Raw genomic sequence first — 20,218 nt, forward strand, 5'->3', positions numbered from 1 at the left:
CGTCACTGCCCGACTCCCGCCACCGGCGGCAGCGTCGTCTCGAGCACGGCCCAGCACAGATCGGCGTAGTCCATGCCCTGCACGCGAGCGGCCATCGGCACGAGACTGTGTGCCGTCATGCCGGGCACGAGGTTGACCTCGATCAGCCACGGCTGGCCGTCGCCGTCGAGCATGAAGTCCACGCGTCCCCAGCCGCGGGCACCGATGAGCTCGAAGGCCTGCAGGCAGATCGAGCGGATGCGCGTCTCGAAGGCCGCGTCGAGGCCGCTCGGGCAGTGGTAGCGCGTCGCGTCGGAAACGTACTTGGCGTGGTAGTCGTAGAACTCACCGTCCGGCTCGATGCGGATCGTCGGCAGCGCCTCGCCGGCGAGAATCGCGCAGGTGAACTCGTGGCCGAGTGCACAGCCGCTGACGAAGCGCTCGGCCATCGCCGCGCGCCCGTGCTCGCCCAGGGCCGCCTGCCAGGCCTCATCGAGCTGTGCTGCCGACTTCACCTTGGTGACCCCGACGCTGGAGCCCTCCTCCGACGGCTTGACGATGAACGGGTAGCCGAAGCGGCGTGCGGCGGCGTCCAGGTCGGCGCGTTCGCGCAGCCACGCGTAGTCCGGCGTCGGCAGCCCTTCGGCCTTCCACAGTCGCTTGGTCCGCAGCTTGTCCATGGCCAGCGCGGAGGCGAGCACGCCGCTGCCCGTGTAGGCGATACCCAGCAGGTCGAGCACTGCCTGAACCGTCCCGTCCTCGCCGCCGGTGCCGTGCAGCACGTTGAACACGCGGTCGATGCGCTGCTCGCGCAGGCGCAGGATGTTGTCGCGCGTCGCATCGATGGCCGTCACGTCCACACCCCGGGAGCGCAGTGCTTCCACGACGCCCTCGCCCGACCACAGCGAGACCTGCCGTTCGGAGGACCAGCCGCCCATCAGCACGCCGACGCGACCGAACTCCGCGGGGTCAATCACGCGCCTGCGCTGGCCGGTGAGGACGGAGGCGCCCGTCATGGCGCGTCCTCTCCGCTGCGTGCGTCGCCGACGATCCGGACTTCGGTCACCAGCTCGATGCCGGTCTGCGCCCTGACGGTCAACGCGATGTGCGCGATCAGCGCTTCGACGTCCGCCGCACGGGCCGTCGCGTCTGTGATGATGAAGTTGGCATGCTGCGTCGAGACTTCGGCGCCGCCGATCCGATGCCCCTTGAGGCCGCAGGCCTCGATCAGACGCGCGGCGTGGTCGCCCGGGGGATTGCGGAACGTGCTGCCAGCACTCGGCTTGCCCACCGGCTGCGTGGCCTTGCGCTGGGCCAGCGAGGCGCGGGTGTAGCGAGCGTGCTCGCCGTCGGCATCGGTTTCCACCTCGAAACGGGCGGCCAGAAAGCCGAGCGCGTCGGACGGCAGCTCGACGTAGCGATAGCGGTAGCGCACGGCGTCGCGGGCGATCCAGTCGGTGCGCCCACCGCGGAACAGCAGCTCCGCTTCGGCGACCCGCGGCCAGGTCTCGCCCCCCCAGGCCCCGGCGTTCATCGCCAGTGCGCCGCCGACGGTGCCGGGGATGCCGGCCATGAAGCCGAGACCGGCAAGCTGCTCGCGCTCCGCGAACTTGGCCAGACGCGCACAGTGCACGCCGGCCTGCGCATGAAGCCTGCGGCCTTCGCTGCCTTCTTCGACCCGCAGTTCGTCGAGCGCGTTGTGCAGGCAGATCACCGTCCCGCGAAAGCCGCCGTCGCGGACGAGCAGGTTGCTGCCCAGTCCGAGCCAGAGGACCGCCTCGTCGGCCGGCAGCGCCCGCACGAAAGCGATGAGATCGTCCCGGTCGGCCGGCTCGAAGTAGCGGTCCGCCGCACCGCCCACGCGCCACGACGTGTGCCGCGCCAGCGGCTCGTCGCGCAGCAAGCGCCCGCGCACCGGTGCCGTCGCGAGGGCGTTCACGCCGCACCTCCGAAGCGCTGGACCAGCTGCGGCGGGAGCGACCCGACATCGCCGGCGCCGAGGGTCAGAATGACATCGCCATCTGCGATCACGCGCTCGAGCACGTCCGGCACTTCGACGAGACCGCCGGGGAGCAGCAGCGGTTCGACCTTGCCGCGGGCGCGGATGCAGCGCGCCAGCGCGCGTGCATCGGCGTTGTCGATCGGCGTCTCGCCGGCGGCATAGACCTCGGCGAGCAGCAGCACGTCGGCCTGCGACAGCACCGCACAGAAGTCGTCGAACAGGTCGCGGGTGCGCGAGTAGCGATGCGGCTGGAACACGACCACCAGGCGGCGCTCGGGATGCGCGGCGCGCATGGCCTGGAACGTGGCCGCGATCTCGCGCGGGTGATGGCCATAGTCGTCCACCAGCACCGCGTGACGGGTGCCGAAGTGCAGCGCCCCGTGCTGTTCGCAGCGCCGGCCGATGCCCTCGAAACCGGAGAGCGCGCGTTGCATCGCGTCGATTCCGACGCCCAGTTCGCGGCCGATCGCCACGGCGACCAGCGCGTTCTGCACGTTGTGGCGTCCGGGCAGGTTGAGGTGGAACTCCGCACGAAAGCCGTCGCTGCCCACCGCGGTGAAGTGCGCGCCGTTGCCCTCGGGACGGACGTCGACGCCGCGCAGATCGGCATCCTCGGCAAACCCGTAGGTCAGCAGCGGTCGCCCGATCTCCGGCAGCGTCTGCCTCACGACAGCGTCGTCGACGCAGGCGACGGCGAGCCCGTAGAACGGCAGGCGATGCAGGAACTCGACGAAGGTCGCCCGCAGCTTCTGGAAGTCGTTCCCGTAGGTCTCGAGATGATCGGCATCGATGTTGGTGACGGCGGCGATCATCGGCGACAGGTGCAGGAAGGAGGCGTCGCTCTCGTCGGCCTCGGCGACGAGATAGGCCCCCGAACCGAGGCGCGCGTTGGTGTCGGCGGACTTGAGCTTGCCGCCGATGACGTAGGTCGGGTCGAGATCCCCTTCGGCGAGCACGCTGGCGACCAGACTCGTGGTCGTCGTCTTGCCGTGCGTGCCGGCAATCGCGATGCCGTAGCGGAAGCGCATCAGCTCGGCGAGCATCTCGGCCCGCCGGACGATCGGAATGCGGTGCTCGCGCGCGTACCGATACTCCGGGTTGTCGGCCTTGACCGCGGTCGAGACGACGACGGCATCGGCACCCGCGGTGTAGGCGGCGTCGTGACCGAAACGGATCTGCGCTCCGAGCGACGTCAGCCTGCGTGTCGCCGCGCTCTCGCGCAGATCGCTGCCGCTGACCGCATAGCCGAGATTGAGCAGCACCTCGGCGATGCCGGCCATGCCGGAACCGCCGATACCCAGCATGTGGATGCGGCGCACGCGGCGCATCGGTCGCGTGGTCAGCGCATGCTGGTCGGCGGGTCTGCCGGTCGTGCTGCTCACGAGTCGCTCTCCCCCGCCGCCTCGAGACAGGCCCCGGCGATCCGCCGGGTCGCGTCGGTCCACGCCACGGCGCGCGCCGCCTCTCCCATGCGCCGCAGGCACTGACGGTCGCCCAGCAGTTCGCGCAGCAGCGCGGCGAGCTGTGCCGGCGTGGCATCCATCTCGGGCAGCAGCGCGGCGGCGCCGGCGCGAAGCAGGTACTCGGCGTTGCGTGTCTGGTGGTCGTCCACGGCATGCGGAAACGGCACCAGCACCGAGGCCACGCCCGCCGCGGCCAGCTCGGCGATGGTCGACGCGCCGGCACGGCAGATCACCAGATCGGCCCATCCGAGCGCTGCCGGCATGTCGTCGATGAAACCCTCCACCGAGGCCTCGACGCCGCTGTCGGCGTAGGCGCGCTGCGCGATCTCCAGCGTGCGGCCGGCCTGGTGGCGCACTTCGGGCCGCTCGACCGGCGACAGCAGCGCGAGCGCCTGCGGCACCCGCTCGTTGAGCGCCCGGGCCCCCTGGCTGCCGCCGACGACCAGCAGCCGCGGCGCGCCATCGTGATCCAGCCGCCGCGACGGCGCCGGCAGGTCGACGAAGCCGCGGCGCACCGGATTGCCCACGGCGAGCGCGCCGTCGAAGGTCTGCGGGAAGGCCTCCATGACCACACGGGCGAGGCGCGCGAGCCAGCGATTGGTCATTCCGGGCGCGGCATTCTGTTCGTGGATCAGCAACGGCCGGCGCGTCATCCACGCCGCGAGACCGCCGGGGCCGGCGGCAAAGCCGCCCATGCCGAGGACCGCATCCGGCCGCTCGCGCCGCAGTGCGCCCAGCGCCTGAAGCAGCGCCCGCAGCAACTGCAGCGGCGCCTGCAGCAGGCGCAGCAGCCCCTTGCCGCGCAGGCCCGAGACGCTGACGAAGCACATTGGAATCCCGCGTGCCGGCACGACGCGCGACTCGAAGCTGTCCGGCGCTCCCATCCACACGACCTGGTGCCCGCGTTCGCGCAGGTAGTCCGCCACGGCGAGCGCCGGGTAGACGTGACCGCCGGTGCCGCCGGCCATGATCATCAGCTTCATGACCGCGCCTCCGCCGCCCGATAGCGGCGCCGCGGCCTTGCGGCGCTGTCCTGATCCTGCGCGGACGCCGCACCGAAGCTTTCGCTGCGGTTCTCGTAGTCGACGCGCAGCAGCAGGCCGACCATGGCGCAGACCGTGAGCAGCGAGGAGCCGCCATAGCTCAGCAGCGGCAGCGTCAGGCCCTTGGTCGGCAGCAGCCCCAGGTTCACGGCCATGTTGATCAGCGCCTGCAGACCGATCCAGCCGGTCAGACCGTAGGCGAGGAAGGCGGGGAACTGCCGTCCGGCGAGCTCCGCCGCGCGACCGATCGCCAAGCCGCGCGCGACGACGACGCCGAACAGCAGCAGCAGCGCCAGGATTCCCAGCAGGCCGAGCTCCTCGGCGAGGATCGCGAAGATGAAGTCGGTGTGCATCTCAGGCAGGTACAGCAGCTTCTGCACGCTGTTGCCCAGCCCCACGCCGGTCCATTCGCCGCGGCCCACGGCAATCAGCGACTGCGCCAGCTGCCAGCCGCCGTTCTCCACGTCCGCCCAGGGGTTGGTGAAATTGAGCAGGCGCTTGAGACGGTACGGCGCCGCCACCGCGATGTAGGCCAGGCCGGCAACCGCAACCGCCAGCATCCCGGCGTAGTAGCCCACGCGGGCACCGCCCAGGAACAGCATCACGAACACCACGCCCATCAGGATCGCGGTCGCGCCGAAGTCCGGCTCGAGCAGCAGCAGCAGGCACGGCAGCAGCATCGCGCCGAGCGGCAGCAGCAGGCCCTTGAGCGTGTGCTGCAGCGGCGCCTGGCGGCGCGCGATGTAGTTGGCGATGAAGACGATCAGGGCAAGGCGCGCCGGTTCGGAGGCCTGGAGCCGGAACACGCCGACATCGATCCAGCGCCGTGCCGAGTTCACCTCGACACCGATGCCCGGCAGCAGCACCGCGGCGAGCAGCAGCACCGCCAGCAGATACAGCAGCAGGTGCAGCCGCGCCCAGGCGGCAAGCGGCACGCAGTACATCGCCGCACCGATGCCGATGCCGAGCACCGCGAACATCACCTGCCGGTAGAAGAAGTAGAACGCGTCGCCGGTCATCTTCTCGGCCTGCGCGACGGACGCCGAGGCCACCATGATCAGCCCCCACAGCAGCAGCACGGCGATCGCGCCGCACAACCAGGCGTCGAGGCCGTAGCGCGCACGCGGCAGCGGCAGGCGGCTCTGCAGACCTTCCAGCGCCGCGTTCACGAGGCATGCTCCGGAAGGGCGAGGACCGCCTCGCGAAAGCGGTCGCCGCGCTCCAGATAGTTGCGGAACTGATCGAAGCTGGCGCAGGCCGGCGACAGCAGCACCTGATCGCCGGCGACCGCCAGCCGGTGCGCGCGCGCCAATGCACCGGACAGATCATCGCTGCGATAGACCGGCACCGCCCCGGTAACCGCCGACTCGATACGCGCCGCGTCCTCGCCGAACAGCACGGCGGCCCGGCCCTTGCGCGCCAGCGGCTCGCGCAGATCGGCGAAGGACTGCCCCTTGCCCTGTCCGCCGCCGAGCCAGATGATCGGCGCCGGCAGACCGTTGAGAGCGGCCAGCGTCGATCCGACGTTGGTGCCCTTGGAGTCATTGAAGTAACGGACGCCGCCGAGTTCGCGCACGAACTCGCAGCGGTGCGGCAGCCCGGCGAAGGCGCGAAGCGCCGCGCACTGCGCGTCGCGACCGATGCCGACCGCGTCGGCCAGCGCAACCGCGGCCAACGCATTGGCCCAGTTGTGCGAGCCGAAGATCTTCAATGCCGAAACCGGTAGCAGCGGCGCATCGGCCGACAGCCAGATCTCGCCGTCGCGCTCGACCAGGCCGTAATCGTCGCCGGAACCGGGCGCGTCCAGGCCGAAGCTCGCGCAGCGCACGGTGCCGGACGGTGGCTGCGGATCGTCACGGTTGATGACCGCGACCCCGCATCCGTCGTAGATCCGGCGCTTGACGGCCGCGTAATGCGCCATCGTGCCGTGGCGATCGAGATGGTCCTGCGACAGGTTCAGCACGGTCGCGGCCGCGCAACGCAGGCTGCTCGTCGTCTCCAGCTGGAAGCTCGAAAGCTCGAGCACGTAGAGCGCCACGTCGTCGGCGAGCAGGTCCAGCGCCGGCGTCCCCAGGTTGCCGCCCACCGCCACGCGGATGCCGGCCACCCGCGCCATCTCGCCGACCAGCGTCGTCACCGTGGACTTGCCGTTGGAGCCGGTGATGCCGACCACACGCGGCGTGGGGCCCGAGCCGGCTGCCCGCAGCGCGCGGGCGAACAGTTCGATGTCGCCGACGATCTCGACGCCTGCGGCAGCCAGCATGCGCACGAAGGGTTCGTCGAGCGAGATGCCCGGCGAGACGACGGCCATCGCGAACTGCGCCTGCGGCTCCGGCGCGCTGAAGGCCCCGAGCCGGAACTCGACCTGCGGGTACTCGGCGCGCAGCGCATCGATGCCCGCGGGAGCGGCGCGCGAGTCGGTCACGACCACCGAGGCGCCTTCGCGCACGAGATGGCGCAGCGCCGACGCCCCGGACAGGCCGAGACCGACGACGAGAATGCGCTGTTCCGAATCGCTCACGACGGCGTCCCCATCCGGCGACCGCAGGCCGGAGACTGGAAACAGGCGAAGGCAGCGGGCGTCATCACCGCACCTTCAGCGAGGCCAGGCCGACCAGCACCAGGATCAGCGTGACGATCCAGAAGCGCACGATGATCTTCGGTTCGGGCCAGCCCTTGAGCTCGAAGTGGTGGTGCAGCGGTGCCATGCGGAAGATGCGCTTGCCGCCGCTGTACTTGTAGTAGAGCACCTGGATCGCGACCGACAGGGTCTCGGCCACGAACACGCCGCCCATGATCGCCAGCACGATCTCCTGACGCACCAGCACCGCGACGACGCCGAGCGCCGCGCCCAGCGCCAGCGCGCCGACATCGCCCATGAACACCTGCGCGGGGTAGGCGTTGAACCACAGGAAGCCGAGCCCGGCGCCGGCAATCGCCGTGCAGAAGATCGCCAGCTCGCCGACGCCGGCGATGTACGGAATGCCGAGGTAGCGGGAGATCACCGCATTGCCGCTGGCGTAGGCGAACACCGCCAGCGCCGACGCCACCAGCACGGTCGGCATGATCGCCAGCCCGTCGAGGCCATCGGTGAGATTGACCGCGTTGCTGGCCCCGACGATGACGAGGTAGGCCCAGGGGATGAAGAAGATGCCGAGCGTGATCGACACGTCCTTGAGGAACGGGAAGATCAGCGTGGTCTCGATCGGCGCGCGCGCGGTGGCGAAGATCAGCGTGGAAACGCCGAACCCGGCCAGCGACAGCCAGAAATACTTCTTGCGCGCCGGCAGCCCCTTCGGGTTCTTGTGCTTGATCTTGATGTAGTCGTCGGCGAAGCCGACCGCGCCGAATGCGATCGTCACCATCAGTGCAAACCAGACGAAGCGGTTGCCGAGGTCCGACCACAGCAGCGTCGCCACCGAGATCGCGCACAGGATCAGCACGCCGCCCATCGTCGGCGTGCCGGTCTTCTTCAGATGCGTGGCAGGCCCGTCGTCGCGCACCGGCTGGCCGAACTTGAAACGGTAAAGGCGCTCGATCATCCACGGCCCGAACGCGAACGAGAAGGCGAGCGCGGTCAGCACGCCCAGCACGCTGCGGAACGTCAGGTACGAAAAGACGTTGAAGCCGCTGACGTACCGCTGAAGAAATTCCGCGAGTTCGTACAGCATCAGTGTGTGCCCCCTTGCGCCCCGCCGGTCAGCTGCTCGACCACGCGTTCCATTCGCGCCGAGCGCGACCCCTTGACCAGCACCACCGTGTCGGCGTCGAGCCGGGCGCGCAGCGCACCCGTCAGCGCCGCCACGTCGTCGAAGACCTCGGCGCCGGGTCCGAACCCGTGCGCCGCTTCGGCGGCGAGCCGCCCCAGCGCGTAGAGCCGCTCGACACCGAGCGACCGCGCTTGCCGCCCCGCCTCGAAATGCAGTTGCGGCGCCTCGGCACCGAGCTCGGCCATGTCGCCGAGCACGAGGCAGCGATGGGCGCGCAGCTGCGACAGCAGCTCGATGGCGGCGCGCAGCGAACCCGGGTTGGCGTTGTAGCTGTCGTCGAGCACGCGCGCGCCCTCGGGCGTGCGCTTCCAGATCAGGCGTCCGCCCGCAGGTTCGACCGCCGCCAGCCCGCGGGCGATGTCCTCGGCGCCCAGACCGAGGGCCACGCCGCAGGCGGCTGCCGCCAGCGCATTCATCACGTTGTGCCGGCCCGGCAGCATCAGACGCACCGTCGCGCGTCCGGACGGCGTCAGTAGGACGAAGCGACTGCCGGCACCGTCGCCCGACGGCTCAATCTGCTGCGCGCGCACGTCGGCTTCGGCGTCGATACCGAACTCGATCCGCGACACCCGCGAGGCCAGCCCCCGCCACAGCGATGCATAGCGGTCGTCGGCGTTGATCACTGCAACACCGGCATCGCCGAGTGCCGCGAACAGTTCGCCCTTGGCATGCGCGACACCCTCGCGCGAACCGAAACCCTCGAGGTGGGCGTCGCCGGCCTGGGTGACGACGCCGACGTCGGGACGCGCAAGCGCCGCCAGAGTCGCGATCTCGCCGGCATGGTTCGCGCCCATCTCGATCACGGCGGTCCGGTGCTCGGCGCGCAAACCGAGCAGCGTCAGCGGTACGCCGATGTGGTTGTTCAGATTGCCGCGGGTCGCATGGACCGGGCCGCGCGCGGTGAAGACCGCCGCCAGCATCTGCTTGGTCGTGGTCTTGCCGTTGCTGCCGGTCACCGCAACCACCGGCGATGTGAAGCGCGTCCGCCAGTGCGCCGACAGGCGTTGTAGTCCATCCAGCGTGTCGTCGACCCGCAGTTGCGGCAGTGCCACGTCGCACCACCGCGACACCATCGCCGCGGCCGCGCCCGCCGACCGGACCTGCGCGAGGAAATCGTGGGCATCGTGACGCTCGCCGCGCAGGGCGACGAACAGTTCGCCACCGGCGATCGTGCGGCTGTCGATCGTCACGCCGTCGAAGGCCGCGTCGCCATTGCGCAGCTCTCCGCCGAGCAGGCCCGCGAGTTCGCCGAGCGCCATCATGCGGCGCCCCCCGGCACGGCCACGCCGGTCAGCCGCGCGGCAAGTGCGCGGTCGCTGAACGCCCGGACCTCGCTGCCATAGGTCTGCGTCTGCTCGTGGCCCTTGCCGGCGACGACGACGACGTCGGCCGCACCGGCCTCCTCGACGGCGCAACGGACCGCCTCGGCGCGGTCGTGGATCACGCGCACCGCGTCGCGCATCGCGTCCGGAATCCCGGCCAGGATCTCCTCGACGATGGCCTGCGGCGACTCGCTGCGCGGATTGTCGTCGGTGACGATCAGGTGGTCAGCCAGCGACGCAGCGGCGGCCCCCATCAATGGGCGCTTGCCGCGATCGCGATCGCCGCCGCAGCCGAAGACGCAGTACAGGCGTCCGCGCGCATGCGCGCGGACCGCGGAAAGGATCTGGCGCAGGGCCTCGGGCGTGTGCGCGTAGTCGACCACGATCAGCGGTGCCGCGGCCGGGCCGCGAAAGGCCTCGATGCGACCCGGCACCGTCTGCACCTGCGCCAGGGCATCGACGGCCGTCTTCAGCGCCGCGCCGCGCGCCAGCAGCACGCCAAGTGTCGCCATCAGGTTGTAGGCGTTGAAGCGCCCGAGCAGTCGGCTGCGCAGCGTGGCGCTGCCCCAGCTCGTGTCGAGCGCCATTTCGATGCCGTCCGCCCCGAGGCGCAGTTCGCGCCCGATCACGTGGGCGTCGCCCGCCGGCACCGGGCCGTCCAGCCCGTAGGCGATCCGTTGCGCGCGCGTCTCGAGCGCCGTCGTCCAGGCCGCGCCGTGCGCGTCGTCGCGGTTGAGCACCACCGCCGTCAGGTCCGGCAGCTCGAAGAGGCGACGCTTGGCTGCCGCGTAGGCCTCGACGGTGCCGTGGTAGTCGAGATGATCGCGCGTGATGTTGGTGAGGACGGCGACGTCGAAGTGCATGCCGGCGATGCGCGACTGGTCGAGCGCATGGGACGACACCTCCATCGCCAGCGCCTGCGCCCCCTCGTCGCGCAGCGTGGCGACTCGCCGCTGCAGGCTGACCGCGTCGGGCGTCGTGTGCGTCGATGCCTCCAATGCGCCGACGCGGCCGCTGCCGATGGTGCCGATGTACGCACAGGGCAGGCCCAATCCGTCGAGCGCCTGCGCGACCAGATACGCCGTCGAGGTCTTGCCGTCGGTGCCGGTGACGCCGGTGCAGAACATGCGCTGCGACGGCCGGTTGAAGAACCGCGCCGCGATCTCGCCGGCGCGCGCCGACAAGCGCGGCACCGCGATCTCCGGCACGTCCACCTGCGGCTGCGACCAGCCGGCCGCCGGTTCCCAGGCCACCGCCGCCGCTCCGCGCTCGATCGCCTGATCGAGATGCGCGAGCCCGTGCGTGCCGCGACCGCTGCAGGCCAGGAACAGGTCGCCGGGCGATACGCGACGCGAGTCCGTCTCGACGCCGGCAACCTCCACGTCCGGCGCGGGCACGCCGAAGTCGGCGAGCAGCGCCTGCAGCGAGCGCTGCGCATTGCCGGGCGCCCCGGCCATCCCCCGGCCGGCCTGACCGGCCGTCTGCGTCGTGGCGGACCGGCTCACGAGCGCGGCCCCGCGACGTTGGCACCGAGCGGAAGGGCCACCGTGCGCGGCACCGCCGGCGCCAGCTCCGGCGCATCCGTGCCTTCCGGGGAGATCTGCAGCAGCCGCGCCGCATCCTGCATGACCCGCGAGAACACCGGTGCCGCGACGAGCCCGCCGTAGTAGCCCTCGGCGCCCGGCTCGTCGATCATCACCAGCCCTACCAGTCGCGGACGCTCGGCGGGCACCATGCCGACGAACAGCGACTGGTGGCGGTTGCCGTCGTAGCCACCGGTATCCGCGACCTTGCGCACGGTGCCGGTCTTGCCGGCGACGCGATAGCCGCTGATCGCGGCGCGACGCGCAGTGCCCTGCGGCGTGACCACCTGCTCGAGCATGCGCCGCACTTCCCTGGCGGTGGTCGCCGACACCGCCCGCTGCGGCGGCATCGGCAGCCCGCCGCGCACCAGCTTGATCTGCGGCATCAGCCCGTCGTTGGCCAGCGCCGCGTAAGCGCGCAGCAGGTGCATCGCCGACAGCGAGAAACCGTAACCGTAGGACGCCGTCGCGGTCGCGATCTGGCCCCAGTCGGTGAAATGCCGCAGGACCGGGTTCACCTCGCCGGGAAAGCCCGTGTACATCGCCTCGCCGAGGCCGAAGCGCTGGTAGCCGGACCACACCGCCTCGGGCCCCAGCGTCATGCCGATCTTCGCCGCACCGACGTTGCTCGACTTGCTGAGCAGCTTGGTCATGTCGACGATGCCCTGGGGATGCACGTCGCGCACGGTGAGCGCGCCGACCTTGTAGGTGCCCGGGCGGGTGTCGATGATGCTCGACGGCTGGAAGATGCCGAGCTCCAGCGCCTGCGCGACCAGCAGCGGCTTGACCGTGGAGCCCGGCTCGAACGAGTCGATGATCGCGCGATTGCGCGCGCCCTTGGACATGCGCTCGCCGGAATTGTTGGGGTTGAACCCGGGCTGCGCGGCGATGGCAAGCACGTCGCCGGTGGCGCTGTCGGCGACGACGATGACGCCGCCGCGTGCCTTGTGCTCGGCCACCGCGTTCTTCAGTTCGCGGTAGGCGAGATACTGGATGCGCAGGTCGATCGTCAGCCGCACGTCCTCGCCGGACTGCGCCGCCCGGAACTCCAGGTTGTCCTCGACGACGCGCCCGGTGCGGTCGCGGATCACGCGCCGCTCGCCGTCGTGGCCGGCGAGCACCGTCTCCTGCGCCTTCTCGATACCTTCGAGCCCGGTGCCCTCGCGTCCGGTGAAGCCGACGAGCTGACCGGCGATCTCGCCTGCCGGGTAATAGCGCGCGTATGACGGCTCGGAGAACACGCCGGGCGCCCCGAGCGACAGGATGCGCTTGGCGTCGGCCGGCGACAGCGGATCGCTGACGTAGACGAACTTGCGATCGGCGCGCGCCTTGAGGAACCGTTCGAGTTCCGACGGCCGGCGGTCGAGCATCTTCGCCAGCGCCGTCAGATGCGGCGGTGAGTCGAGCAACGCCGAAGGCACGACCCAGATCGTCTCCACCGGCGCCGACAGCGCCAGCGGCTCGCCGCGGCGGTCGAGGATCGCGCCGCGATGCGCCGGAATCGTCATCGTGCGGATGTGGCGCTTGTTGCCCTCGCGCGTCAGAAAATCGCGCTCCAGAACCTGCAACTGGAACGCGCGCCCGAAGACGATGAAGGCGCCGATCGCCATCGCCCCGATGACGAAGCTGCGGCGCCAGCTGCCGACCGGCTCGGCGACGGGATGACGGACGGCGGTCACCGGATCGCTCCCGGCCGGAGGCGGGGGACGTGCAGCGCGCTCACGGCCCGCTCCCGACGATGACGTAGTCGCGCGGCTCGGTCATGCCGAGTTGCTCGCGCGCGATCTTGTCGACGCGGTTGTTGTGCGCGAGTGTCGCCTCCTCGAGCTGGAGCTGCGCCCATTCCATCTCAAGGCGCTCGTGCTCCTGGCGCAGGTTTTCGATCTCGGCCACCAGTGCGCGGTTCTCGTGCTTGGTCCGCACGACGGCGAGCGCGGAGACGAAGACGGCGACGATCAGCGCCAGCGGCAGCAGCAGGACGCCGGACTTCATGGCTGCTCCCCGAGCCGCTGCGCGATGCGCAGGACCGCGCTGCGCGCGCGCGGGTTGGTCGCACGCTCGTCATCGCCCGGGAACTGCTTGCCGAGCAGGCGCACCCGCGGCGTCTCGCTGCGGGCATCGTCGCGCAGGCGGTGCTTGACGATGCGGTCCTCGAGCGAATGGAAGCTGATCACCACCAGCCGTCCGCCGGGCGCCAGGACGTCGATCGCCGCATCGAGCGCTGCGGTCAGCACCTCGAGCTCGCGGTTGATATGGATGCGGATCGCCTGGAAGCTGCGCGTGGCCGGGTGGATCTTGCGGCTGCGCGGGCCCGGCACCGATGCAATCAGTGCCGCGAGCTGCGCGGTCGTCTCGATCGGCGCCGTCTTGCGCGTCTCGACGATGCGGCGCGCGATGCGCCGGCTGTTGCGCTCCTCGCCGAAGCGCCAGAGGACGTCGGCGATCTCGGCCTCCTGCGCCCGCGCCAGCCATTGCGCGGCCGACTCGCCGGCCTGCGGATTCATGCGCATGTCCAGCGGGCCGTCCTTGGAGAAGCTGAAACCGCGCGCGGCATCGTCGAGCTGCGGCGACGACACGCCCAGGTCCATCAGCACACCGTCGACGCGACCGGCGATGCCGATCTCCTGGGCAAACGCCGCGATGCCGGCGAAGTTGCGGTGATGGATCGCGAAGTTGCCGACGTCCGCGAACGCCTCGCGGGCGTGGGCGACGGCCTGCGGATCCTGGTCGAGCGCATGCAGCATCCCGTTGCCGCCGATGCCATCGAGGATCGCGCGACTGTGGCCGCCGCGACCGAAAGTGGCGTCCACGAAGACCGGATTCGTCAGGGGGGCACCAGAACGCAGGCCCAGTCCGGCCAGCGCTTCGTCGAGCATCACCGGCCGGTGCAGATCCACGGTCCGATCAGCCCAGTCGCGATGCAGTGCGGGCGCGATATCGAATGGCATCGCCGCGCCTCACCGCCGGATGGTCCGGAATGCCGACTGCAACGCCGGCATGCGATCGACGGCTTCGCCGAAACGCTGCTCCCATTCCGTGGCCGCCCACAGGTCGAAGCGGCTGTCCTGGCCCATCAGCACCGCCGCGCCATCGAGCTGGACGCGCTTGCGCAGCATCGGCGGCAGCAGCACGCGACCCTGCTTGTCGATCTCGGTGTCGGCCGCGAAGCCGACGAACCATTGCTTGAGCGTCTCGGCCTGTTCGCGATCTTCCATCGCCTGGATGTCGCGGACGATGCGCTCGAACTCGGGCAGCGGGTAGATCTCCAGGCAGGGGTTCGGGCCGACCGTGATCACCAGCTGCGAATCGCACTGTTCGGCGAGCGCCAGGCGATAACGCGCCGGGATCGCCAGGCGACCCTTGTCGTCCACCGCCAGGTGATGCACGCCCTTGAACATGACTGACGCAGGGTCTTACCCCACTTTCTCCCACTTTCCACCACTTCGTGGGAACTATACGCCACCACCTGTCCACCCGCAAGACAGCGAGCCGACAAAAATCCCGCCAAAACAGAGGCTTATGACCAACCGCTGAACGATCGGACGAAATACATAAAAAACAAGGGATTAAAAGGTGTTGTTGATGTATTACCTGCGGTCGTGGCCGGGTATCGGCCCCGATCGACCCGCGAGGTGTGCTCTTCAAGAAGACAAAATAACTAAAGCATATACATCATCACAAATGCGACGACCGGCGGACGCGACGAGAAAGGTGGGAGCCGGCCTGTAAGCCGGGTTCTGTGCCGGACGCTTGCGCGCCCACGGCAGCCATTCCTCTAGGCGCGGCGTCACCGCCGCGCTCCAGCAACCTACCCGGAAGGCACGCGGGCCACGCGTCGTACGGACGAGCCGTACACCTTCCCTATTTGGTCTTGCTCCAGGTGGGGTTTGCCGTGCCGGTCCGTTGCCGGACTCGCGGTGCGCTCTTACCGCACCGTTTCACCCTTGCCTGTGCCCTGACACGTCGTGTCGGGGCCATCGGCGGTCTGCTCTCTGTTGCACTTTCCGTCGGCTCGCGCCGCCCAGGCGTTACCTGGCACCCTGCCCTGCGGAGCCCGGACTTTCCTCCCCCGCATTGCTGCGGCGGCGGCTGCCCGGCCGACTCCCGGCGGCATTATCGCCGATCGCGATTGGGTAGAGTGCGCGACTCGTTCAGGTTTCTTGAGGGGGTTTCGATGTCGCAGCAGCAGATTCGTCAGCACGTGCGCGTGCGTGCGCCGGTCGACCGCGTCTTCGCGTTCTTCGCCGACCACGAGCGTTTCATCAGGTTGATGGGCGGGCGCTGCCGACGGATCGTCGACGGACAGGAAGAGCCCAACGGGCTGGGGTCGGTCCGTCGCATCGGGCCGGGTCTGCTGTCCTTCGACGAGACCATCGTGACTTTCGACAAGAATGCCCGCATCGAGTACGCGATCACCCGTGGCAGCCCGATCCGCGCCCATCGCGGCACGATCGACTTTCGCGACGACCGTGGCGCGACCGTCGTCGACTACGTGATCCGCTTCGAGCCGAAGATCCCGCTGACCGGCGGCCTCATCGCCCGCGGCCTGAAGCTGGCCTGGAATCTCAACGCACCGAAGGTCCTCGCGCGGCTCGAACAGGCGGCATGAGCCTGCGCGTCGTCTCGCACACCTGCTCGAACACCGAGATCGTCTGCGCGCTCGGCTGCGCGGACCTGCTGGTCGCGGTCGACAGCGACTCGGACTTCCCGCCCGAGGTCGTCGGCGCGCTGCCGCAGCTCGGTCGCGATCTCGCGCTGGACACCGAAGCCGTGCGCGCACTGTCGCCGGACCTCGTGCTGACCTCGCTGACCGTCCCCGGCCACGAACGCGTCGTCGACGGCTTGCGCGACGCGGGGCTGCGCTGCCTGGTCATCGAACCGTACTCGCTGCACGACGTCTATCGCAGCATCCACGACGTCGCCGCGGCACTCGGCGTGCCGGCGCGCGGCGCGGCGCTGGTCGAAGGGATGGAAGCAGCGATGCCGGCCCGGCCGGCGCGACCGGATGCGCCGCGCGTGCTCGTCGAATGGTGGCCGAAGCCGGTGATCGGCGCCGCACGCCGCTCCTGGGTACACGACCTGATCGAACGCGCCGGTGCGCGCAACGCACTCGACGCGCACAACGCCCCGACGGCGACGCCACCAACGCCGCCGGCTGCCGATGCGATCGTCATGTCCTGGTGCGGCGTGAAGGTCGAGAACTACCGCGCCGACGTCGTCCTGCGACGCGAGGGCTGGCAGGAAGTTGCCGCCATCCGTGAGGCCCGCGTGCAGGCCGTATCGGAGGCCTTTCTCGGCCGTCCGGGACCGCGCCTGGTCGACGGCTACCGCGCGCTGCGCGATCTGGTCGAGCGTTTCCATGCGCGCACACCGGCACACTGAGGGCTCTGCCATGCCACGCCCGTCCCTGCGTATTCTCGGCGCCAGCCTGCTGCTCGCCGCCTGCGGCACCTCGACGCCGCCGGATACCACGCCCGCGGGACCGACGACTCCGGCCCAGCGCGACGCACCGACACTCGCGTCGCGCTTTCCCGGCATTCGCACCGTGCCCGATGTGCTGTGCCCGGAAGACTACCTCGGCACCACCGGCCTGCTGACGCCGGCGCTGCTCGACGCGGGACGCTACAGCCCGCTCGACGGCGGCCCCGAGGCGCCGGCCGAGATCGTCGCGCTGCTGCCGCGCGACGTGCACCTGCGCGGCGGGCAGCAGTCCTTCGACGGCGGTCACTACTACGCCGTGCACGCCGGCCGCATCTACGTGAAGGCCAACCGTGAGGTCACCGGTATCGACGAACCGTGGCGCCAGTTGCGCATCCCGCGCTGCCTGGACGGCCAGGTCTCGGAAATCTCCGCCGACGGTACGGTGCTGATTGCGCTGGACGCCGGGCGCGGCATGTATACGCTGGACTACGCCAACGGCGCACTCGGAACCGGCGGCTGGACCCGCCGATGGGGGCCGCACTTCTGGCTCGACCTCGGCGGCTGGGTGTTCGACGACGTGCGGGACTGGGCGACGACCCACCTCACCGCTCCGGACGACGAGTACTTCGTCGACGGTGGCGGGCGGCGGCAGACGCCTGCCGGCATCCTCAACGTCTTCCAGCTGCGTGGCGACGGACTGCGCATCACCTACACCGATCCGTGGCTGCCGATGGACGAAAGCCGCGAGGTCTGTGGTCCCGACCGCGGCACGCTGGTCATGGCGGGCCTGAGCGGCAGCGGCTCGACGGCGATGATCGTGACCGCACAGGGCGACATCCATACGCGCCTCTACGAGTTCGACGTCTCCGGCGGCAATGCCGTGTTCCTCGACTACAGCTGGCAGGACCAGGACGCGGCGGCATCGCCGAAGATCCAGTTGCCGCCGCCGCAGTGGGTGCGCCACCCGCGCGTTCCGGGCGCGATCACCGATCGCATCAGCCTGCGCAAGCTATCTCCGGGCACCGAGCATCGGGTCATGCGCGTCGAGGGACGCGACGCCGGCGGCAACGACGGCTACTGGGAGAAGGATCTCGCGCAGATGAGCCAGGGCGACTGGCGCTTCGTCGTCACCGGACAGCCGTTGCAGGGCCGCATGCTGCCGCTGCCGCCACCGCACCGCGGCCTGCCCGAGGACTTCCGCTACGAGGGCCGCATCGACGGACACGCGGCCGAACTGCCCGACTTCAATCCGTACTGCTCGCCGGCAAGCCTGCGCATCGAAATCGACGGCAGCGCACTGGAACTGGAGCTGCACACCACCGACGGGCTGCGACAGGAGCGGCGCGCGCGCGGGCTCGACCACTATCCGCGCTACTACCGCGCTGGGGTGATGGTGCCGCGCGCGTTGTGGTCGGCCCGTTCGCAGCAGCCGGCCGCCGTGCAGGCGTTCATCGCCCGCCACTTCGGCGAACGCCGCGTGCTGGAAACCGAGGTCTACGCCACGCTCGGACGCATCGACATCGCGCAGGCCTGCTGGTCGCTGACACGCGACGGCGGTGGACTCACGGACGACCCGACGCAGCCGCCGCTGCCCGATCCGGGCACCGCACTCGCGATCCTGCTCGCGCAACAGGAGGACGGTCGCAGCCCGCCGTTGTGCCTGCCGCCGTGATCCGCGCTGCGCGCGGCGGCCGCGCTCAGGCGCGGTCGCGTGCGGACTGGGCGTGTGCCTGCAGGCCTTCGGCGTCGGCGATGCGACCGGCGATCGCGGCCAGCGGTCGCGCACCCTCGGGCGTGCATTCGATCAGACTCGAGCGCTTCTGGAATTCGTAGACGCCGAGCGGATTCGAGAAGCGCGCGGCGCGCGAGGTCGGCAGTACGTGGTTCGGACCGGCGCAGTAGTCGCCGAAGGCCTCCGGGGTGTGGCGGCCGATGAAGATCGCGCCGGCGTGGCGGATCTTCGGCAGCAAGGCCCGCGGCGCGTCGACCGCCAGCTCCAGATGTTCCGGCGCGATGCGGTTGGAGACCGCGCAGGCCTCGTCGAGATCGCGCACCAGGATCAGCGCACCGCGCTCGCGGATCGAGACTTCGACGATGCCGGCGCGCGGCAGCGTGGCGACCCGCTCGTCCATCGCCGCGGCGACGCGATCGAGAAAGGCCGCGTCGGTCGAGATCAGGATCGACTCGGAATCCTCGCCGTGCTCGGCCTGGGAGAACAGGTCCATCGCGATCCAGCGCGGATCGGACGCCCCGTCGCTGATGACGACGATTTCCGACGGTCCGGCGATCGAGTCGATGCCGACCTTGCCGAACACCGCGCGCTTGGCGGCCGCAACGAAGGCGTTGCCGGGCCCGACGATCTTGTCGACCGAGGGAATCGTCTGCGTGCCGTAGGCCAGCGCAGCCACCGCCTGCGCCCCGCCGAGCGTGAACACGCGATCGACACCGGCCAGGTGCGCGGCCGCGAGCACGACCGGGTTCAGTTCGCCGCCCGGCGCGGGCACGACCATGACGATCTCGTCGACACCGGCAACCCGCGCCGGAATCGCGTTCATCAGTACCGACGACGGATAGGCCGCCTTGCCGCCGGGCACGTAGAGCCCGACACGATCGAGCGGCGTGACCTGCTGGCCGAGACGGTTGCCGAGCCCGTCGGTGAACTCGAAGCCCTGCAGCTTCTGGTGCTCGGCATAGGCGCGGATGCGCGTCGCCGCCTGCTCAAGCGCGTCGCGCAGCGCCGGGTCGAGCGCATCCCAGGCGTGTTGGCGCGTCTCGCGCGGAACGCTCAGTTCCGCCGCGGACGTCAGCGTGCGGCGGTCGAAGCGGTTCGTCAGCTCGACGAGCGCCGCGTCTCCGCGCTGGCGCACGTCGGCGATGATCTGGTCCACCGCGCGCACGACCTCGGCGCCGGCTTCCGGGGCACGATCGAGCAGCGCGTCGAGTCGAGCATCGAAGTCCGCGTCGCGGGTGTCGAGGCGGTGAACCTGCATCACTTCACCAGCGCGGCGACGCGCGCCAGCAGCGACTGGATCGCCGCGTGCTTCATCTTCATCGCCGCCTTGTTGACGACCATGCGCGAGGTCACCTGGCAGATCGTTTCAATCTCGACCAGGCCGTTGGCCTTGAGCGTACCGCCGGTCGCCACCAGGTCGACGATCAGGTCGGCAAGGCCGACCAGGGGCGCCAGCTCCATCGAGCCGTAGAGCTTGATGATCTCGACCTGCTCGCCCTTGGCCGCGAAATGCCGGCGCGTGATCGCCGGGTACTTGGTGGCGATGCGCAGGCGCTGCACCCCGTCCGGACGCGGCCCATCCTTCTTCGCGGCCACCGACAGCCGGCAGCGTGCGATACCGAGGTCCAGCGGCTCGTACAGCGCCGCGCCGCCGTGCTCCATCAGCACGTCCTTGCCGACGATGCCCAGATCGGCCGCGCCATGCTCGACATAGGTCGGCACGTCGGCCGGGCGCACGATCAGCAGCGACACCGCCTTGTCGCGCGACGGCACGCGCAGCAGGCGATCGATGTCGCCCGCAGGATCGAGGCCGAGCTTGGCCAGCAGCGGCAGGCTCTCCTCGAGAATGCGGCCCTTGGACAGGGCGATGGTCAGCGCAGTCATGGCGGCAGCGCGCGAACGG

Annotated in this window: 18 protein-coding genes and 1 other RNA gene; 3 read left to right on the plus strand and 16 right to left on the minus strand. The window is 70.3% G+C overall.

Annotation, left to right across the window (positions count from 1 at the left end):
* Positions 1-2: 2 nt before the first annotated feature.
* The 14 genes from C8D93_RS06990 to rnpB all read right to left on the minus strand — a co-directional run bounded on the left by C8D93_RS06990 (position 3) and on the right by rnpB (position 15,267).
* Positions 3-995 carry a D-alanine--D-alanine ligase gene (locus C8D93_RS06990; RefSeq protein ID WP_110264460.1) on the minus strand — a complete coding sequence of 331 codons (993 nt, stop codon included), beginning with the start codon at positions 993-995 and terminating at the stop codon, positions 3-5.
* Positions 992-1,918, minus strand: a complete 927-nt coding sequence (gene murB, locus C8D93_RS06995) for a UDP-N-acetylmuramate dehydrogenase (RefSeq protein WP_110264461.1) — start codon at positions 1,916-1,918, stop codon at positions 992-994. The genes C8D93_RS06990 and murB overlap by 4 nt, the downstream gene beginning before the upstream one ends.
* Positions 1,915-3,309 carry a UDP-N-acetylmuramate--L-alanine ligase gene (gene murC / locus C8D93_RS07000; RefSeq protein WP_110264778.1) on the minus strand — a complete coding sequence of 465 codons (1,395 nt, stop codon included), beginning with the start codon at positions 3,307-3,309 and terminating at the stop codon, positions 1,915-1,917. Before murC ends, murB begins: the two co-directional genes overlap by 4 nt.
* A 50-nt stretch (positions 3,310-3,359) precedes the next feature.
* Positions 3,360-4,427 (minus strand): undecaprenyldiphospho-muramoylpentapeptide beta-N-acetylglucosaminyltransferase, encoded by a 1,068-nt coding sequence (gene murG, locus C8D93_RS07005; protein WP_110264462.1) that lies wholly within the window; start codon positions 4,425-4,427, stop codon positions 3,360-3,362.
* Positions 4,424-5,656 carry a putative lipid II flippase FtsW gene (gene ftsW, locus C8D93_RS07010; protein ID WP_245903842.1) on the minus strand — a complete coding sequence of 411 codons (1,233 nt, stop codon included), beginning with the start codon at positions 5,654-5,656 and terminating at the stop codon, positions 4,424-4,426. The genes murG and ftsW overlap by 4 nt, the downstream gene beginning before the upstream one ends.
* Positions 5,653-7,008 carry a UDP-N-acetylmuramoyl-L-alanine--D-glutamate ligase gene (gene murD, locus C8D93_RS07015; protein WP_110264463.1) on the minus strand — a complete coding sequence of 452 codons (1,356 nt, stop codon included), beginning with the start codon at positions 7,006-7,008 and terminating at the stop codon, positions 5,653-5,655. The genes ftsW and murD overlap by 4 nt, the downstream gene beginning before the upstream one ends.
* Before the next feature lie 64 nt (positions 7,009-7,072).
* Entirely contained in the window at positions 7,073-8,158 is a 1,086-nt protein-coding gene (gene mraY, locus C8D93_RS07020) for a phospho-N-acetylmuramoyl-pentapeptide-transferase (RefSeq protein ID WP_110264464.1), read from the minus strand.
* The gene (locus tag C8D93_RS07025) at positions 8,158-9,519 is read right to left on the minus strand and encodes a UDP-N-acetylmuramoyl-tripeptide--D-alanyl-D-alanine ligase (protein ID WP_110264465.1); all 1,362 of its coding nucleotides are present in this window, start codon (positions 9,517-9,519) and stop codon (positions 8,158-8,160) included. Before C8D93_RS07025 ends, mraY begins: the two co-directional genes overlap by 1 nt.
* The gene (locus C8D93_RS07030) at positions 9,516-11,084 is read right to left on the minus strand and encodes a UDP-N-acetylmuramoyl-L-alanyl-D-glutamate--2,6-diaminopimelate ligase (RefSeq protein WP_245903843.1); all 1,569 of its coding nucleotides are present in this window, start codon (positions 11,082-11,084) and stop codon (positions 9,516-9,518) included. Before C8D93_RS07030 ends, C8D93_RS07025 begins: the two co-directional genes overlap by 4 nt.
* On the minus strand, positions 11,081-12,841 hold the full coding sequence (locus tag C8D93_RS07035; protein WP_110264466.1) for a peptidoglycan D,D-transpeptidase FtsI family protein: 1,761 nt from the start codon (positions 12,839-12,841) through the stop codon (positions 11,081-11,083). The genes C8D93_RS07030 and C8D93_RS07035 overlap by 4 nt, the downstream gene beginning before the upstream one ends.
* A 40-nt stretch (positions 12,842-12,881) precedes the next feature.
* Positions 12,882-13,154, minus strand: coding sequence for a cell division protein FtsL (ftsL, locus tag C8D93_RS07040; RefSeq protein WP_110264467.1), 273 nt, complete (start codon positions 13,152-13,154; stop codon positions 12,882-12,884).
* A complete protein-coding gene (rsmH, locus tag C8D93_RS07045; protein WP_110264468.1) occupies positions 13,151-14,110 on the minus strand; it encodes a 16S rRNA (cytosine(1402)-N(4))-methyltransferase RsmH in 960 nt (319 codons plus the stop codon). The genes ftsL and rsmH overlap by 4 nt, the downstream gene beginning before the upstream one ends.
* Positions 14,111-14,119: 9 nt before the next feature.
* Complete coding sequence (gene mraZ, locus C8D93_RS07050; protein WP_110264469.1) at positions 14,120-14,560, minus strand: division/cell wall cluster transcriptional repressor MraZ; 441 nt, start codon at positions 14,558-14,560, stop codon at positions 14,120-14,122.
* A 312-nt stretch (positions 14,561-14,872) separates the two neighbouring features.
* Positions 14,873-15,267: RNase P RNA component class A (rnpB, locus tag C8D93_RS07055), an RNA gene on the minus strand.
* A 69-nt stretch (positions 15,268-15,336) separates the two neighbouring features.
* On the opposite strand from rnpB, the gene C8D93_RS07060 reads away from it, so the two are divergent.
* From C8D93_RS07060 to C8D93_RS07070, 3 genes are read left to right on the plus strand one after another with little or no spacing between them, the layout of a single operon-like run.
* Positions 15,337-15,771, plus strand: coding sequence for an SRPBCC family protein (locus tag C8D93_RS07060; RefSeq protein WP_110264470.1), 435 nt, complete (start codon positions 15,337-15,339; stop codon positions 15,769-15,771).
* A complete protein-coding gene (locus C8D93_RS07065; RefSeq protein ID WP_245903844.1) occupies positions 15,768-16,544 on the plus strand; it encodes an ABC transporter substrate-binding protein in 777 nt (258 codons plus the stop codon). Before C8D93_RS07060 ends, C8D93_RS07065 begins: the two co-directional genes overlap by 4 nt.
* Positions 16,545-16,554: 10 nt before the next feature.
* Positions 16,555-18,255 (plus strand): hypothetical protein, encoded by a 1,701-nt coding sequence (locus tag C8D93_RS07070; RefSeq protein ID WP_110264471.1) that lies wholly within the window; start codon positions 16,555-16,557, stop codon positions 18,253-18,255.
* A gap of 25 nt (positions 18,256-18,280) precedes the next feature.
* Here C8D93_RS07070 and hisD read toward each other — a convergent pair whose 3' ends face one another.
* Together hisD and hisG are read right to left on the minus strand one after the other, a co-directional pair.
* The gene (hisD, locus tag C8D93_RS07075) at positions 18,281-19,576 is read right to left on the minus strand and encodes a histidinol dehydrogenase (protein ID WP_110264472.1); all 1,296 of its coding nucleotides are present in this window, start codon (positions 19,574-19,576) and stop codon (positions 18,281-18,283) included.
* A complete protein-coding gene (hisG, locus tag C8D93_RS07080; protein ID WP_110264473.1) occupies positions 19,573-20,199 on the minus strand; it encodes an ATP phosphoribosyltransferase in 627 nt (208 codons plus the stop codon). The genes hisD and hisG overlap by 4 nt, the downstream gene beginning before the upstream one ends.
* Positions 20,200-20,218: the final 19 nt, after the last annotated feature.

Source organism: Sinimarinibacterium flocculans (assembly GCF_003201205.1).
GTDB classification, from domain to species: Bacteria; Pseudomonadota; Gammaproteobacteria; order Nevskiales; family Nevskiaceae; genus Solimonas; species Solimonas flocculans.